This is a genomic window from Arthrobacter sp. NPDC058097 (genome assembly GCF_042884885.1).
In the GTDB taxonomy this organism is placed as follows: domain Bacteria; phylum Actinomycetota; class Actinomycetes; order Actinomycetales; family Micrococcaceae; genus Arthrobacter.
In genome coordinates this window covers 449609-465979 of the sequence record NZ_JBHVSZ010000002.1, presented here as the reverse complement: position 1 = coordinate 465979, position 16371 = coordinate 449609, and the positions used below count along the sequence as shown (strand labels likewise).

14 protein-coding genes and 1 tRNA gene are annotated in these 16371 nt (G+C 66.6%); 12 read left to right on the top strand and 3 right to left on the bottom strand.

Translation table 11 applies throughout. The features are described from left to right. Nucleotides 1-39: 39 nt before the first annotated feature. The gene (locus ACFVTE_RS06050; RefSeq protein ID WP_387098172.1) at nt 40-1038 is read left to right on the top strand and encodes a LacI family DNA-binding transcriptional regulator; all 999 of its coding nucleotides are present in this window, start codon (nt 40-42) and stop codon (nt 1036-1038) included. Nucleotides 1039-1057: 19 nt separating this feature from the next. Here ACFVTE_RS06050 and ACFVTE_RS06045 read toward each other — a convergent pair whose 3' ends face one another. Then, nucleotides 1058-1534 (bottom strand): MarR family transcriptional regulator, encoded by a 477-nt coding sequence (locus ACFVTE_RS06045; protein WP_331574993.1) that lies wholly within the window; start codon nt 1532-1534, stop codon nt 1058-1060. Between the two features lie 95 nt (nt 1535-1629). Between ACFVTE_RS06045 and bcp the strand changes: the two genes are divergently transcribed. The 9 genes from bcp (at nt 1630) to ACFVTE_RS06000 (ending at nt 12929) form a co-directional block, all read left to right on the top strand. Continuing rightward, nucleotides 1630-2109 (top strand): thioredoxin-dependent thiol peroxidase, encoded by a 480-nt coding sequence (gene bcp, locus ACFVTE_RS06040; RefSeq protein ID WP_387098170.1) that lies wholly within the window; start codon nt 1630-1632, stop codon nt 2107-2109. A 129-nt stretch (nt 2110-2238) separates the two neighbouring features. Then, nucleotides 2239-2320, top strand: a tRNA-Leu gene (locus ACFVTE_RS06035). 237 nt (nt 2321-2557) lie between these two features. Then, nucleotides 2558-3244: a fasciclin domain-containing protein gene (locus ACFVTE_RS06030; RefSeq protein WP_387098168.1), complete on the top strand. Its 687-nt coding sequence runs from the start codon at nt 2558-2560 to the stop codon at nt 3242-3244. A 207-nt stretch (nt 3245-3451) separates the two neighbouring features. Further along, on the top strand, nt 3452-5128 hold the full coding sequence (locus ACFVTE_RS06025; RefSeq protein ID WP_387098166.1) for an ABC transporter substrate-binding protein: 1677 nt from the start codon (nt 3452-3454) through the stop codon (nt 5126-5128). Between the two features lie 77 nt (nt 5129-5205). Beyond that, complete coding sequence (locus ACFVTE_RS06020; protein ID WP_387098164.1) at nt 5206-6711, top strand: malate:quinone oxidoreductase; 1506 nt, start codon at nt 5206-5208, stop codon at nt 6709-6711. A gap of 92 nt (nt 6712-6803) precedes the next feature. Further along, nucleotides 6804-10022: an efflux RND transporter permease subunit gene (locus ACFVTE_RS06015; RefSeq protein ID WP_387098162.1), complete on the top strand. Its 3219-nt coding sequence runs from the start codon at nt 6804-6806 to the stop codon at nt 10020-10022. 159 nt (nt 10023-10181) lie between these two features. After that, the gene (locus ACFVTE_RS06010) at nt 10182-11135 is read left to right on the top strand and encodes an endonuclease domain-containing protein (RefSeq protein ID WP_387098160.1); all 954 of its coding nucleotides are present in this window, start codon (nt 10182-10184) and stop codon (nt 11133-11135) included. A gap of 169 nt (nt 11136-11304) precedes the next feature. Continuing rightward, nucleotides 11305-12450 (top strand): LLM class flavin-dependent oxidoreductase, encoded by a 1146-nt coding sequence (locus ACFVTE_RS06005; protein WP_387098158.1) that lies wholly within the window; start codon nt 11305-11307, stop codon nt 12448-12450. Next, nucleotides 12447-12929, top strand: a complete 483-nt coding sequence (locus ACFVTE_RS06000) for a MarR family winged helix-turn-helix transcriptional regulator (RefSeq protein ID WP_387098156.1) — start codon at nt 12447-12449, stop codon at nt 12927-12929. The genes ACFVTE_RS06005 and ACFVTE_RS06000 overlap by 4 nt, the downstream gene beginning before the upstream one ends. An 87-nt stretch (nt 12930-13016) precedes the next feature. Here the strand turns inward: ACFVTE_RS06000 and ACFVTE_RS05995 are convergent, their stop codons facing one another. Continuing rightward, nucleotides 13017-13823 carry a transglutaminase family protein gene (locus tag ACFVTE_RS05995; RefSeq protein WP_387098154.1) on the bottom strand — a complete coding sequence of 269 codons (807 nt, stop codon included), beginning with the start codon at nt 13821-13823 and terminating at the stop codon, nt 13017-13019. A gap of 75 nt (nt 13824-13898) precedes the next feature. Continuing rightward, a complete protein-coding gene (locus ACFVTE_RS05990; RefSeq protein ID WP_387098152.1) occupies nt 13899-14687 on the bottom strand; it encodes a hypothetical protein in 789 nt (262 codons plus the stop codon). An 83-nt stretch (nt 14688-14770) separates the two neighbouring features. On the opposite strand from ACFVTE_RS05990, the gene ACFVTE_RS05985 reads away from it, so the two are divergent. Then, nucleotides 14771-15433 (top strand): DUF1684 domain-containing protein, encoded by a 663-nt coding sequence (locus tag ACFVTE_RS05985; RefSeq protein WP_387098150.1) that lies wholly within the window; start codon nt 14771-14773, stop codon nt 15431-15433. A 48-nt stretch (nt 15434-15481) separates the two neighbouring features. Then, the gene (locus tag ACFVTE_RS05980; RefSeq protein WP_387098148.1) at nt 15482-16366 is read left to right on the top strand and encodes a fumarylacetoacetate hydrolase family protein; all 885 of its coding nucleotides are present in this window, start codon (nt 15482-15484) and stop codon (nt 16364-16366) included. The last annotated feature ends 5 nt before the right edge of the window (nt 16367-16371 follow it).

Below are 16371 nucleotides of genomic sequence, written 5' to 3'. Positions count from 1 at the left end.
TCTAGATCGTTCTATAGACTGCTGGCAGCAAGGAGACACATGACTGAACAGCAACGGCGCCCCACCCTGATGGACGTCGCCGAAGCCGCCGGCGTATCACGGGCCCTGGTGTCCATCGTGATGCGCGGCGCCCCCGGCGCGGCCGAGGCCACGAGGCAGAAAGTGCTCGACGCCGCACGCAGGCTTGGCTACCGGCCCGACAGCCGGGCCCGGCTGCTGCGGAGCACGCGAACCAAACTCCTCGGCCTCAGTTTCTCCACGGCGCACGCGTTCCACGCGGAAATTGTGGACGCCGCGTACGCCGAGGCCAGCGCCAAGGGATACGAACTTGCCCTGGGCGGCGTTACCAGCGGCAGGCCCGAGGCCCGGACCATAGAAGCGCTCCTGGATTTCGGGTCCGAGGCGCTGATCCTGATCTCGCCTACCCTCAGCAGCGATGAACTGGCGCGGTACGCCGGCCAGGTGCCGGTGGTGAGCCTGCTCCGGAATGACGTCGGGGATCTCACCGATTCCGTGAGCAGTGACGACCACGAGGGCATCCGGATGGCGGTGGACCACCTCGTGTCCCTGGGGCACCGGCGGATCGTCCATATCGACGGCGGTTCCGCGGTTTCTGCAGAAGCGCGCCGGTCCGCCTTCCGGGCCGAAATGGAACGCCGCAGCCTGGAGCCGGCCATCATCGCCGGCGGCGCGATGGAGGAAGATGGGATGACCGCCGGCAATTCGCTCGGCCCGGCCATGCCGACAGCCGTCATTGCCTTTAACGACAGGTCGGCCCTCGGGGTCATCGAGAGCCTCCGGGCACAGGGGCTTCAGGTTCCGGCCGATGTCTCAGTGCTGGGCTACGACGACAGCCAGTTCGCTCGGCTCAGCTATGTCCAGCTGTCCTCGATCAGCCAGGATGCCCCAATGCTTGCCGCCGCGGCAGTGGACCGCGCCGTGGAGCGGATCGAAGGAACGCAGCCGGCCGGGCATGTAGTCCGGACCCCGCATCTGGTGGCACGCAGGACCACTGCTGCTCCCCGGGCAGGCGGTTAGCCACCGGTTACGGGCAGAGCTAAGAATTTGCCTCGACGGTCAGCCCGGATTCGGCGCCGGCAACGATGGCGTTGGTCTCCGGCGACGCGAAACGCTTCGCCAGCTCCCGGACCACGGCCTGAAGTTCCTGGCGGAGCAGATCCGGGTCAATGGACGCCGCGGCAAGGACGGACCGTTCCATGTCCGCTGCGGCCATGACGGCTTCGGTGCCGCGCTCCGTGAGCGAGACGACATGGCTGCGCCGGTCCGAGGTGCTGCGCTGGCGCACGATGTGCCCGTGCGACTCGAGGCGGCTCAGCGTCTTGCCCATGGTTTGCGCCTGCACCCGGACAAGCTGGGCAAGCTGCGCCTGCGTCATGGGACCGCTGTTGTAGAGCACTTCGATGGCGATAACGCCGGCGTGCGTCAGGCCAATGGCGCCCAGCTTCTCGTTCCATGAGTGCTCAACAAGGCGGGCCGCCGTGGACAAGAGGCGCCCTGTGGGCCAGCGATCCATATCAGGCATACCACCAAGTATAACTAAGCCTGATTAGTACCCGACACGAAGCCTTACTAAGCTGAAATGTCCTGCACCAAAACAAGGAGACAACGTTGGCTGAAAAACTTACGCCGGGCGACACCGCCCCCGGCTTCACGCTGAAGGACGCAACGGGAGCGGACGTCAGCCTCAGCGATTACCGCGGCCGGAACACCATTGTGTATTTCTATCCGGCCGCCGCCACGCCCGGATGCACCAAGCAGGCCTGCGACTTCCGGGACAGCCTGGCGTCCCTTCAGGCTGCTGGCTACGAGGTGCTGGGAATCTCCCCTGACCCGGTGGGAAAGCTGGCCAGTTTCGCCGACGCCGAGGGTCTCACCTTTCCCCTCCTGTCGGACGAAGACCATGCCGTCGCCGAGGCGTACGCCGCGTGGGGCGAGAAGAAGAACTACGGCCGGACCTACGAGGGCCTCATCCGTTCCACCGTGGTGGTGGATCCGGACGGCAAAGTCGCCGTGGCCCAGTACAACGTCCGGGCCACCGGGCACGTCGCCAAGCTGCGCAAGGACCTCAAGCTCGAAGAGGTTGCTTAACCCTGCGCCTGACCACCTGTCCGTGCCTGCCGCAAGGACCGCACAGGTGACGGTACAATGGAGGCTGGCATCCGCCGTCGTACGTTTTCCCTGCTGACAGCAGGCTAAGGGCACACCAGGCGGGACCGCGCGCGAGTGGTGAAATTGGCAGACACGCAGGATTTAGGTTCCTGTGCCTTCGGGCGTGGGGGTTCAAGTCCCCCCTTGCGCACTGCGGTTATCGACAGTTGAAATCCCGGGCTACGGCCCGGGATTTTTGCTGTTTAAACGCCCGGCAGAAAATTATTCCCGGTTCACCCATCCGTTGCCGCCGGCCAGGCGAATACCCAGTGAGACACCGCCCAACAGCCTGGAACCACAGGCCGGTGACCCACAGTCGGAAAAGGATGACCGGAGGAAGCCACACTCCCTTCGGTACCGTTCGTCGGCACAACCAAGGAGAATCGAAATGCAGTCCTTCAAGCGCTCAACCTTCACCGTCGCAGGCATTGCAGCCGCCGCTCTGCTGAGCCTCACCGCATGCGGCGGCTCCGCCGGCACGTCCAGCAGCTCGTCGGCCGCCGCTGAACCGTCCAGCATGGCGCCCTCCGCCTCCAGCATGGCGCCGTCACCGTCAGAAACTTCGACGGCGGCCATGGATCCGGCCGCCAACCTCGCCGGGCCCGGCTGTGCCGACTACGCCAAGCAGGTACCCAGCGGCAAGGGCTCCGTCGCAGGCATGGCCCTGGACCCCGTCGCCGTCGCCGCCTCGAACAACCCGCTGCTGAAGACGCTCACCGCCGCGGTCTCCGGCAAGCTGAACCCGAAGGTCAATCTCGTGGACACGCTGAACGGCAGCGAGTTCACGGTGTTCGCACCGGTTGACGATGCCTTTGCCAAGGTCGATGCAGCAACGATCGAAACCCTCAAGAAGGACGATGCCCTGCTGAGCAAGATCCTCACCTACCACGTGGTCCCGGGCCAGATCACGCCGGACAAGATCGTGGGCACGCACAAGACGGTGCAGGGCGGGTCGGTCACCGTGACCGGCACCAAGGATGCCCTCAAGGTGGACGGCGCCAACGTGATCTGCGGCGGCGTCCAGACGGCGAACGCCACCGTTTACCTCGTGGACTCGGTGCTTATGCCCAAGTAACCGTTAATCCTGCCCGGGGCTCCGGCCCTGGACAGAGGCCGCGGTCCGCACCCCGACGGTGCGGACCGCGGCCTGTTCTTTTGCCGTCATCCGCGCCGGCGTGTCCTGGCTCACGCATAAGCCAAGGGCGTGCGATCCGTCAATTAGACTGGGTGGCGGGCAAGCAGCCGCCCACGCGCACCCCAGCAGTCCAGAGGTGGTAATCGAGTGCCCAGCAGCAGTATCCCGCGCCGTACGGCCTTCAAGGCCGGCGCCGTCCTTCTGGGCCTGTCCCTCACGTCGTGCACCAGCGAAGCCCAGCCCACGCCGTCGTCCGCCGCGGCCAGCACCACAAAAGCCGCCGCTGAGCCCTCGGAGACCTTCACGTTCGGCACAGCCTCGCAGCCTCTGGGTTTGGACCCCGCCCTGGCCAACGACGTCGAATCCCAGCGGGTCACCCGGCAGATCCTGGAAGGCCTGGTGGGCGTCGACCAGACAACGGGCGAGCCCACGCCGCTCCTGGCCACGGAGTGGACAGAATCGTCGGACGGCATGTCCTACACTTTCACCCTTCGCCCGGGCATCAAGTTCCACGATGGCTCGCCTTTCAACGCTGAGGCCGTCTGCACCAATTTCGAGCGCTGGTTCAAGTTTTCAGAGGCGCTGCGGAAACAGGCTCCGGGAACCACCTTCAAGGGAGTCTTCAAGGAACACGCCGACCATGCGGAGCTGTCCGTCTTCAAATCCTGCACTGCCCTGTCGGCCCTGCGGGTGCGGATCAGCCTCACGGAGCGCTTCACCGGCTTCCTCCAGGCCCTGACGCTTCCCGCGTTTGCCATTTCCTCCCCCAAGGCACTCGCCGCCGGGAAGGCTGACCAGCTCAGCCTCCGGCGCGGCAGCCAGGCACTTTCCGCCTACGCCACACAGCCAGTGGGCACCGGCCCCTTCCGCTTCTCCGCCTGGGACAGCACGGGCGTCACCCTCGTGACCAACAAGGGGTACTGGGGCGCCCGCGGACAGATTGCCACCCTCAAGTTCGTCACCTACGACCACCCGCAGACGCGGCTGCAGGCACTGCTGGACGGCAGGATCGACGGCTATGACGCCGTGACGGTGGGGAACTTCGACCAACTGGTCAAGCGCGGCAAGCAGATCATCCAGCGGGACCCGTTCTCGGTGATGTACCTGGGCATGAACCAGGAGATTCCGGTCCTGAAGGACCTCAAAATCCGGCAGGCCATCGAACTGGCCATCGACAAGGACACGCTGATCAGGCGGTTCTTCATCGACAACACGGCCCAGGCCTCACAGTTCGTACCGCCCAAGCTGAGCGGGTTCAACAACAACGCCCCCGCGCTCGGACACGATCCCGCCAAGGCGAAGGAACTCCTGGCCGATGCCGGCTACAAGGGCCAGGCCCTGAAGTTCTACTACCCCATGAACGTCACGCGGCCGTACCTGCCCACCCCGGAGAAGGTCTATGCGGAAATCAGCCGCCAACTCACGGCAGTGGGGCTGAACATCCAGCCCGTCCCCGTCGACTGGACGGACGGCTACCTGCAGAAGGTGCAGAACCCCGGCGACCACGCCCTGCACCTGCTCGGCTGGAACGGCTCCTATTCTGACGCCGACAACTTCCTTGCCCCGCTCTTTGGCGAGAAGAACGGCGAGTTCGGGTACCAGGACCCGCAGGTTTTCGCCAAGATCGACCGCGCCCGTGGACTACCGGACGGCCAGGAACGGACGCAGCAGTACCAGACCATCAACGCCCAGATCGCGGAGTCCCTGCCCGCGGTCCCCATCGCCTTCCCGATCTCCGCCCTGGCCCTGTCCGACCGGGTGGCCAGCTATCCGGCCTCGCCGGTATTAAATGAAGTTTTCACCAAGGTCCAGCTGAGGTCTTGACGCCGGGGCGCAATTTCAGTTAGTGGGCGGTGCGGGGATATTCTGTGACAGCCAGAGCCGCCTATCGGAGACTGATTGTGACCTTCATTTCCAAGACCCAACATGCCGACGTCGTCCTTATTGGCGGCGGCATCATGAGCGCCACGCTGGGTGCGTTCATCAAGCAGCTCGAACCCAACTGGACCATCTCCCTGTTCGAGCGGCTTGACGAGGCCGGCCTGGAGAGCTCGGGACCGTGGAACAACGCCGGTACCGGACACGCCGCGCTGTGTGAGCTTAATTACTCCCCCGCAGCCAAAGACGGCTCGGTCAATCCTGCCAAGGCGCTGCACATCAACGAGCAGTTTCAGCTGTCCCGCCAGTTCTGGTCCCACCTGGTGGACAACTCCCTGATCGGCTCCCCCAAGGGATTCATCAACACCGTTCCGCACATGAGTTTCGTCATCGGCGACGACAACGCGAACTTCCTCAAGGCCCGGTTCAACGCGCTCAAGGAGCACACCCTGTTCCGGAGCATGGAGTACTCCGAGGACTTCGCGCAGATCGCCAAGTGGGCGCCACTGATCGTCAAGGGCCGCGACACGAAGCAGCGCGTCGCCGCCACCCGGGCCGCCGAAGGCACCGACGTGGACTTCGGTGCCCTGACCCGCGAGCTCACCGGATACCTGGCCAACAACGGCGTTGAAATCAACTACGGGCACGACGTCACCAATGTCCGCAGGGCGTCCGACGGCGGCTGGGACCTTTCGCTCAAGCACCCTGCTTCTGGTGAGCGCGGCAGTATCCGCGCCAAGTTCGTCTTCGTCGGCGCCGGCGGCGGCGCACTGCATCTGCTGCAGGCTTCCGGCATCCCGGAAAGCAAGGGCTTCGGCGGGTTCCCCGTGTCCGGCCAGTTCTTCCGCTGCACAGACCCGTCGCTCGCGTCACAGCACAACGCCAAGGTCTACGGCCAGGCTTCCGTGGGCGCGCCGCCCATGTCGGTGCCGCACCTGGACACCCGCTACGTCAACGGCAAGCGCTCCCTGCTGTTCGGGCCGTACGCAGGCTTCTCCACGAACTTCCTGAAGAACGGCAGCTACCTCGATCTCCCGCTGTCCATCCGGCCGAGCAACATCATCCCGATGCTGGCGGTGGCCAAGGACAACATGGACCTGACCGCCTACCTGGTCAAGGAGGTGGCCAAGCGCCACGGCGACAAGGTGGAGGCGCTGCGCGAGTACTACCCCGAGGCCAAGGACGGCGACTGGGAACTCATCACCGCCGGCCAGCGTGTGCAGATCATCAAGAAGGATCCGAAGAAGGGCGGCGTACTGCAGTTCGGCACCGAGGTGATTGCCGCCCGCGACGGTTCCATCGGCGCCCTCCTCGGTGCTTCACCTGGTGCCTCGACGGCCGTGCCGATCATGATCGAGCTCCTGCAGAAGTCCTTCCCCAAGAACTTCAAGGGCTGGCAGTCCAAACTCAAGGAAATGATGCCGGGCTACGGCGTCAAGCTCAACGAAAACCCGGAGCTGGCGGCGGAGCTCGAGAAGGCCACCGCCAAGAGCCTTCAGCTGGAAGCATCGCCCGCAGTCCAGCGGTGACCGTCCGGCGCTGACCAACCTGGGGCTGACCCGGCACGGGTCGCGGCGGGCTCCACCCAGACAAGAAGTCCGTCGACCCAGGAGATCATGCGATGTTCCGGCTGGCCCACCTATCCCTCGGGAACCGCGCGCTCATCGCGCTGATCACCATCTTCGCCTCGGTGTTCGGCGTGATCACCATGTCCTCGCTGAAGCAGGAACTCATTCCCTCGATTGAGTTCCCGCGGATCACGGTGATCACGTCGATGCCCGGGGCGTCGCCCGAGGTGGTGAACAAGCAGGTCAGCCGGCCGCTGGAGACGGCGCTGAACGGCGTCGAAGGCCTGGAGTCGACGTCGTCCACCTCCCGCAACGGCGTCTCGCAGATCAGCCTGGTGTTTACCTACGGCTCCAACCTGGACCGGGCCCGGAACCAGATCGACCGGGCCATTTCCAACGCCAAGCGCACGCTGCCGGACGACGTCCAGCCACAGGCCATCGCCGGCAGCATCAGCGATTTCCCGATCGTCTTCCTCGCCGTCTCCTCCGACAAGCCACTGAGTGAGCTGAACACGGACCTTCAGCGCCTGTCGGTGCCGAGGCTGCAAAAGCTCGACGGCGTCCGTGGCGCCGACGTGGCCGGCGGGGCCGCGCGGCACATCCTCATCCAGCCGAACACGGCCAAAATGGCCGCCGCCGGCGCCAGCATCCAGTCGGTCCGCAACGCCCTGACCAACAACGGCGACCTTGTCCCGGCCGGCACGATCGAGGAGAAGGGCCAGAGCCTCTCCCTGCAGATCGGCAGCCCGGTTGACTCGGTGGCCGCGGTAAAGGCCCTGCCGCTCAGCGGCGCCGCGGCCGGCACCACCATCGGTTCAGTAGCCGACGTCAGCATCAAGGATGACCGGCGGACGTCCATCACCCGGACGAACGGCCTGGAAACGCTCGCCATTTCCGTGACGAAGAAGCCCGAGGGCGACACCGTCGCGATCTCGCACGCTGTGAAGGATTTGCTGCCGCAGCTCGAGGCGGAGCTTGGCTCGAAGGCCAAGTTCACGCCCGTCTTCGACCAGGCACCCTTTATCGAGAAGTCCATCAAGGACCTCACCACGGAGGGTCTGCTGGGCCTCGGTTTCGCGGTAGCCGTCATCCTTCTCTTCCTCATGTCCGTCCGCTCCACCCTGGTCACCGCCGTGTCCATTCCCCTGTCGCTGCTGATCACGTTCATCGGCCTCTCCGGCACGGGATATTCGCTGAACATCCTCACGCTCGGCGCACTCACAATCGCCATCGGCCGGGTGGTTGACGACTCGATCGTGGTCATTGAGAACATCAAGCGGCACCTGAGCTACGGCGAAGCCAAGCTCACCGCGATCCTCACCTCCATCCGTGAAGTGGCCGGCGCCATCACCGCTTCCACACTGACCACCGTGGCCGTCTTCCTTCCGATCGCGTTTGTCGGCGAGCTCGCGGGCGAACTGTTCCGTCCGTTCGCGCTGACGGTCACCATTGCGCTGCTCTCCTCGCTGCTGGTGTCCCTGACCATCGTTCCCGTGCTCGCATACTGGTTCCTGAAGAGTCCCGCCAACGAACGCGCAGGCGACGCCCCCCGGTCTGCCCTGGAGGTCCAGGAGCAGGCGCATGAGGCCGAGCAGCGCAGTCTCCTGCAGCGCGGCTACCTTCCGGTGCTGAACAAGACCCAGAAGCACCCAGTGCTCACCCTGATCGCCGCGGTCCTGGTCCTCGGCGGGACCGCCGCAATGACGCCGCTGCTCGCCACCGACCTGCTGGGGCGTTCCGGCGAGAACAGCATGACGGTCAAGCAGGAACTTCCGGCCGGCACGAGCCTCGACGACACCAGCGCCGCGGCCCGGAAGGTCGAGGACGTGCTCCTGGGCATCGACGGGATCAAGGATGTGCAGGTGACCTCCGGGAATGCGCAGGCCGGCTTCACCGCGCTGACATCCTCCGGCGCCTCCAATTCCTCCTTCACGGTTGTCACGGATGAAAAAACGAACCAGGGCAGGCTGCAGGACACCGTCCGCAGCGAACTGGCCGCAGCAGGTGCCGCCGGCCAGATCTCCGTCGGTTCCCAGCAGGGCGGCTTCGGCACGTCCTCCACCGTCGACATCACCCTGAAGGCGGCCACCTCCGCAGATCTGAAGAAGGCCAGTGACGCCATGGTCAAGGCCATGACCGGAGTGCCCGGAAGCAGCGAGGTGACTACCAACCTGGCTGCCAGCCAGCCCGTGGTGCAGGTGAAGGTTGACCGGGCCAAGGCCGTTGCCGCGGGCCTGACCGAGGAGCAGGTGGCGGGCGTCCTGGCCTCCACCATCAGCCCCGTTCCCGCAGGCACAGTGCGCATCGACACGGACGACTTCCCCGTCCAGATCGGCGAAGCCAAGCGCTTCACCAGCATCGCCGCCGTCCGCGACATACCGCTCCCCACCGCCGCCGGCGCCGTCCCGCTCGGCCGGATTGCCGCCGTCGAGCAGGTGGACATCCCCGTTTCCATCACCTCCAGCAACGGCCAGCGGACCGCGCAGGTGTCCATCACGCCGTCGGGATCCAACCTGGGCGCCGTCAGCGCGGAGGTCCAGCAGCGCCTCAAGGGCGTGGAGCTGCCCGCCGGAGTGACCGCGGAGATCGGCGGCGCCACCACGCAGCAGGCGGAATCGTTCCGGCAGCTGGGCCTTGCACTGCTGGCCGCCATCGCCATTGTCTACGTCATCATGGTGGCGGCGTTCAAGTCCCTCGTGCAGCCGCTGATCCTCCTCGTTTCCGTGCCGTTCGCCGCCACCGGAGCTGTTGCCCTGCTCCTGGCCACACGGGTGCCGCTGGGGCTGCCGTCGCTCATCGGCATGCTCATGCTGGTGGGCATCGTGGTGACCAACGCCATTGTGCTGATCGACCTGATCAACCAGTACCGGAAGCCACGCGGTGCCAAGCCGGGCATGAGCGTCGCCGACGCCATCACCCACGGCGCCCGGCAGCGGCTCCGCCCCATCCTCATGACGGCGCTGGCTACGGTCTTCGCGCTGACCCCCATGGCACTGGGCATGACGGGCGGCGGCGGGTTCATTTCGCAGCCGCTGGCCATCGTGGTGATCGGCGGCCTCGTCTCCTCCACGGCGCTGACCCTGGTGCTCGTCCCTGTGCTGTACCGGCTGGTGGAGGGGCGGAAGGAGAAGAGGGAGCTCATGCGCCAGCTCAAGCAGCGGCCCGGTTTCTCCCCCGCCGATGACGACGTCGATGCCGAGTTCGCCGACTGGACCACCGGCATGGTTCCCAAGCTCAGCGGCCGCCGCGCCGCCCCCGGCTCCCCCGAATAATCCCGCGCCTCCCCTTCCCGTCCTCCACACCCATCTAGGTAGCAGCAGAGGGCGTTCCCAGCGCTGGGAACGCCCTCTGCTGCTACCTAGATCACGTGACCGCCGCAGAGCCTGTGGATAACCCCAATCCCGCGTCCAGTTTTTGCAACGATGGGCCCCATGAAATATCCGAGCCCTTTGCCGGACCACCTCTCGGCCGTGCCGTTCACCGTGCATGAAGCACTCGACGCCGGGATTTCCCGGGACCGCCTGAAGATCGGCGGTCTAGTGACTCCCAGCCGCGGTATCCGGGTGCCTTCCGACGACGGCAGTGGCCCCGAGTGCCTAATGCGGCTTGCGCAGCTGGCCCGGCCCCACACGCTGGTAACGCGCCTTTCGGCGGCCTCCCACGCCACGGCGTTCCTGCTGCGGGAGTTCCCCGGCTTTCTCCCCGGCGCCGACCAGCCGGGCGTCCACATTTCCCGCCCGGACGCGGTTACCATCGCCCGGCGCCGGGGCGTGGTGGGCCACCGCGGGCAGTTCTTTCCGGACGAGATCGTGGAGCTCCACGGGGCGTTCGTGACCAGCAGGGTCCGGACGTGGCTCGACATTGCGCGGCGGATGAGCGTCGATGAGCTGACGGTGGTGGCAGACCATCTGCTGCGCCATCCGCGTCCCGAATTCGAGGGGAGGTCCGCGCCCCACGCCACCCTGGACGAACTCGCTGACATGCTGGACCGGCACAAAGGAACGCCCGGGATCCGCAAGGCCCGGCTGGCGGTGGAACAGGCACGCGTCGGCGCGGATTCCGCTCCTGAAACAAGGCTCCGGCTTGCGCTGGCGCGCCGTGGCTTTCCGGATGCCGACGTCAACGTGCCGGTGGCCCTGGGCGGCGGCATCGTGCGTCAGCCGGATCTTGCATATCCGGAGTTCCGCGTTGCGGTGGAGTACGACGGCGAGGGGCATTCCGATCCGGCACAGGTGCTGAGGGATATCAGCCGCGACGAGGATTTCGCGGCCGCTGGCTGGATCCTGGTACGGATCGGCAAGACCCACATGGAGAACGACGCGCGGGCGGCCGCCCGCAAGGTCCGGCTGGCGCTCCTCGCGCGCGGCTGGTCCCCAAGTGGGTAGCAGTTCAGAGGGTTCCCAGCGCCGGGAACCCCCTGTGCTGCTACCTAGTTGGGAGGGGCGGGAATATCCTGGCACCGGGGACGTTGAGGGCAGTACATGCAAATGCATGTAAATCGGGGTACACTGGTAAAAGCAGGCCCGAACAACCTCGGCGAACGAAAGGCTCATCATGCAGATCGGCGTATTCAGCGTCAGCGACATCACCCAGGACCCCACCACGGGCCGGACCCCTACCGAGCATGAGCGCATCAAGGCATCCGTGGCGATCGCCAAGAAGGTCGAAGAAATCGGCATGGACGTCTACGCCCTCGGCGAGCACCACAACCGGCCCTTCTTCTCCTCCTCCCCCACCACCACGCTCGCGTACATCGCCGCCCAGACCGAGCGCATCACGCTGTCCACGGCCACCACGCTGATCACCACGAATGATCCGGTCAAGATCGCCGAGGACTTCGCCATGCTGCAGCACCTCTCCGACGGCCGCGTGGACCTGGTGCTGGGCCGCGGCAACACAGCCCCGGTCTACCCCTGGTTCGGCAAGAACATCCAGGACGGGATCGAACTCGCCATCGAGAACTACAGCCTGCTGCGCAAGCTGTGGGATGAGGACACCGTCAACTGGTCCGGCAAGTTCCGCACGCCCCTGCAGAACTTCACCTCCACTCCGCGCCCGCTCGACGGCGTGGCCCCCTTTGTCTGGCACGGCTCCATCCGCACGCCGCAGATCGCGGAGGTGGCCGCCTACTACGGCGACGGGTTCTTCGCGAACAACATCTTCTGGCCCAAGGAGCACTACCAGCAGCTGATCGGCCTTTACCGCGAACGCTACGAGCACTACGGCCACGGCAAGGCGGACCAGGCCATCGTTGGGCTGGGCGGACAGTTCTTCATGCGGAAGAACTCCCAGGATGCCGTCCGGGAATTCCGGCCGTACTTCGACAACGCCCCGGTCTACGGCCACGGCCCGTCGCTGGAGGACTTCACGTCGCAGACCCCGCTCACCGTCGGCAGCCCGCAGGAGGTCATCGAGAAGACCCTCACGTTCCGCGAGTTCTTCGGCGACTACCAGCGCCAGCTGTTCCTGATCGACCACGCCGGCCTGCCCCTGAAGACCGTCCTGGAGCAGCTTGACCTGTTCGGCGAGGAGGTCCTCCCGGTGCTGCGGAAAGAGTACGCCGACCGCACGCCTGCCCACATCCCGGCCCCGCCCACGCACGCCGGACGCGTTGTCGCACGGATCGCAGGTGAGGGCGCCGCCGCGGAGGGCACCGCAGGTGAGGACGCTGCCGCTGCCTCGCCGACGGAGTCGCGATGACACCCCGGAACGCCCCGGCGGCGTCCGGACGGTCGACGTCCACAGTCCGGCTGGCCGCCGAAACCTGGGAGTCGCTGTTCCGCGCACAGGTTGCCGTGATGCGCCGGCTGCAGTCCGGCCCCGCCTTCCGGACCCTGGCGGTGAACGAGTACGACGTGCTGTTCACCCTGTCGCGGTGCCCCTCCGGCTGGCTGCGGCTGAACGAGCTGAACGACAACGTGCTGCTGAGCCAGTCCAGCCTGAGCAGGCTGGTGGACCGGCTGGAGAAACGCGGCCTCGTGGAACGCATGCCGGCGCCGGACGACGGCCGGGGCGTGTTGCTCAAACTCACGGAGGAGGGCGCCGCGGTGCAGAAGGAAATCGGCCGGGAGCACGTGCGGGACATCGCCGAGCTTGTCGCCCCGGCCCTGACAGCGGCGGAGCAGCGGGAACTCCTGCGCCTCACCGAGAAGCTGCGTGCGTCGCTGCCGACCCGTTAATCACCTGCCGTCCCGTTAGCGGACGGCAGGTGACGGCCGACGGCGGGAGGACGGTTACGCCGGAAGTGAACCTCCGCGGGGCTCACGTCAGCGGATGACCGCCAGTTTGTCCGGATCCTCCGCCGGCAGCTCGCCTTCCACTGTGGCGGAGACCCGGATCTCCCGCAGGGACAGGCTGCCGCCCACCGTGGACAGGAAGGCGGTGTCCGAGGAGTCGCGCCCGGCGGTGATGCGCAGCATGGCGCCCCTGGGCGCCAGGCCGGTGGGGTCGATCACGTGCCAGGCCCCGTTGACATGCGCCTCGGCCACGGCGTGGAAGTCCATCGGGGAAAGGCCCGGCGCATACACGGCCGCCAGCCGTGCAGGCACGTTCTTGGCGCGCAGCAGCGAGATCGCCAGGTGTGCGTAGTCCCGGCAGACTCCCCTCCGGTGCAGGAGGGTTTCCACGGCGCCGTCCGTCCCCCGGGATGAACCGCTGACGTACCGCAGTTCGTTGAAGACCCACTTGCGGACGGCGTGCAGCAGCTCCTCGCCCTGGAGTCCGCCGAACTCCGCATACGACGTGGGCAGCAGCCGGTCGGACTCCGCGTAGCGGCTGGGCCGGACGTAGCGGATCAGTTCCATCAGCGAGGCCTCCTCGGGTTCGGCATGTCCCCCGACGGTCGCCGAGTAATCCACCGTGACCTCCGTGGGGTCGGCAAACTGCATGTAGTGGAACCTGCCGCCGTGGTGGTCCGAAAGCTCTGTCAGCGGAACCTGCTCCCCGCCCGCGGTCACGCTGAGGTCCTCCGCAAAGGACGTATAGCCGGCGTTTCGCGCCACGGAGATGGCCATCGCCACCTTGGTGTCGGCCACAGTCTTGAATACCAGGCGGGCAGCAACAGTTCGTTCCATGGGTCTCCGGGGTGTGAGGCGGCGGCGTCAGCCAGTCGCGGCTGCGGGGCTGGGTGTGCCGGAGGCGCAGCGGGACTAGCTCTTGATCTCCAGAGACATTAGCATCCGCTGGACATTGGCGAATTCGGAGCCCTTGTTGACGTAGCCGGCGGCCTGGTCGAGGGTGTCGAAGGCCTTGGCCGGGGCCACCTTTTCATCCGGCGTGAATGCCTTCAGCGAGCGCACGTCGCTGAACGAGTAGTTCCCCTTGCCCGGAAGGCCCTGCACCACATTCTGCAGCTGGCAGGCCTTGGAATCGGCGCCGCCCACCAGGTTGGTGATGCCGTAGGAGCCAAAGTAGCGGTAGCCCTGGATCACCCTGAAGACCACGTGCGGGTCGATGGTCCCCTGGCCGCCGCTGTGCGGCAGCTCCACGGGAACACTGCTGACGACGACGTAGGGCTTGCGGGCGGACGCGGAGCAGCCCGCTGCCGTGGTGTTGGGCAGGCCGGTCTGGAGGGTGGCCAGGTACGTGCCTTCCTTGTCCTTGACTTCGATCCTGACCGCGCCGGGAAGGGTTCCCTTCTCAGGTTCCACCGACTGGGCAATCCAGTCCTGCGGAAGCTCGAAGCTCACTGTCTTGGCCGGGTCGGTGAAGACCTTCCACGCCGCCGCCGTGGCGCCGGGTGAAGCTGAAGTACCGGCCGACACGGTGGCGGAGGGGCTCGCGGACCCGGAGGGAGCCCCGCTCGCCGGACTGGTGCCCGGCTCCGCCGTCCACGCGGGCCCTCCCCTGCCGTCGCTGCTGCAGCCGGCCATCAGTCCCGCCGTCAACAGCACGACGGCGGCGGTGCCCGTACGTCCAGAGGCCGTGATCCCTGTCATGGCTCCAGCCTAGCCGGGACGCCGGGCTCAACCCGGGGCCCCGGGTCAGCGTTTCGCCGGTGAATTAGCAATAGGCTGAGGTCATGGCCGAACATGAGCTGGACGCAGCAGAGCAGACCCTGGCGAACATGTCCGCCCTCGACATTGCCGACTGGCGGCTGCGGACCTTCGCCCTTTACGACACGGTTCGCAAGATCGCCGCGGACAGCCCGGCGGAAGCCCACGCCTACTGGCGCCAGGAGCGCGACCGGATGTTCGGCACGCACGCCGCCTCGGCACTTACGGCCGAGGCCAAGGCGTCCTTCTACGGACTCAAGACGGCAGACTACGATCCCATCTACCGCTTCTATGTCCCCCTGACCAAGGAGGGCGCCGGGCAGGAGATGAACGTCGAGACCGGAACGGACGGACTGGTCAGGTTCGTCAGGCTGGGAACGTTCGACCTTCCCGAGATGGGGCACCTGGCGGTGTGGAAGCTGAGGGGCTACGGCGGCGGGATCTTCGTTCCGTTCCGCGATGCCACCGCCGGGAAGCCTGGGGGAAGCTACGGTGCCGGGCGCTACCTCCTGGACACCATCAAGGGCGCCTTCCATGGCGTCCGCGGTTCCGGGTCCGAGGCCCAGTACGTGCTGGATTTCAACTTCGCCTACAACCCCTCCTGCGCCTACAACGAGGCCTGGGCCTGTCCGCTCGCCGGCCCCGCCAACCGGCTGGCTGTGGAGATCCCCGTCGGCGAGCTGTACTGACGCTTCCCAGTTCCCGGCCCCCTCCGCCCCTGCACATACGATGGCTGAATGACCCCACCTGCCCAGCGGATCGCCCGCGTCCGCCCTCTCGCCCCAGCCCAGCCGTCCGCCGCGCGGGACACAAACCGGGACACAAACCGGGACCCAGGCACAGCCCGGCTGCCCGAGCAGTTCTTCGTGGCCAACCACGCCGCGGACTTCGAGAGCGCGGCGGGTCGGACCTGGACGGTGGTGGCTTCCCCCTTCCCCGGCTCGCGAGCCAACGCCAGCAGCAGCCACAGACAAGGATGGGAGCCCGGGACTGAGGTCTCCGAGGACAGCTTCACCTTCCTGGCGCCGAGCGTCCCGGCCAACGTCCTGGGGATGGCCCACAACACGGGGCAGGCGGGCCGGGACCTTCCCGCCCAGGCCTTCCACAAGGCGGCCACCAGCGTGATCGGGCCGGGCGAGGCGATCGAGCTGCCGGCCGGAATCGGACTGGTGGAGCCGGAGGCGGAACTGGCGGTCGTCGTCGGCCGGACAGTGAAAAACCTGACCCTGGACAACGCGCGGACCGCAATTCTGGGCTACACGATCGGCAATGACGTCACCGCGCGCAACCGGCAAAAGTCCGATGAGCTGTGGCTGAGCGCCAAGAGCCAGGACACGTTCACGCCGGCCGGGCCGTGGATCGTCACCGGGCTGGACCATGCGGACCTGCCCGTCGCCGTCGTCCACAACGGCACCGAACTGCCGGCGGCAAGCACCGCGGACCTCGGCTGGAAGGTGGACGAGATCCTCGTCTACCTGACCTCGTTCATGACCCTGCATCCCGGCGACCTGGTGCTCACCGGCTTCCCGGCGGCGAGCGCCGGCATCCGGCCGGGCGACACCGTCACCTGCCGGGTGGGCGGGATCGGCGAACTCTCCAACCCCGTCACGGCCGCTGGCTGACCGGC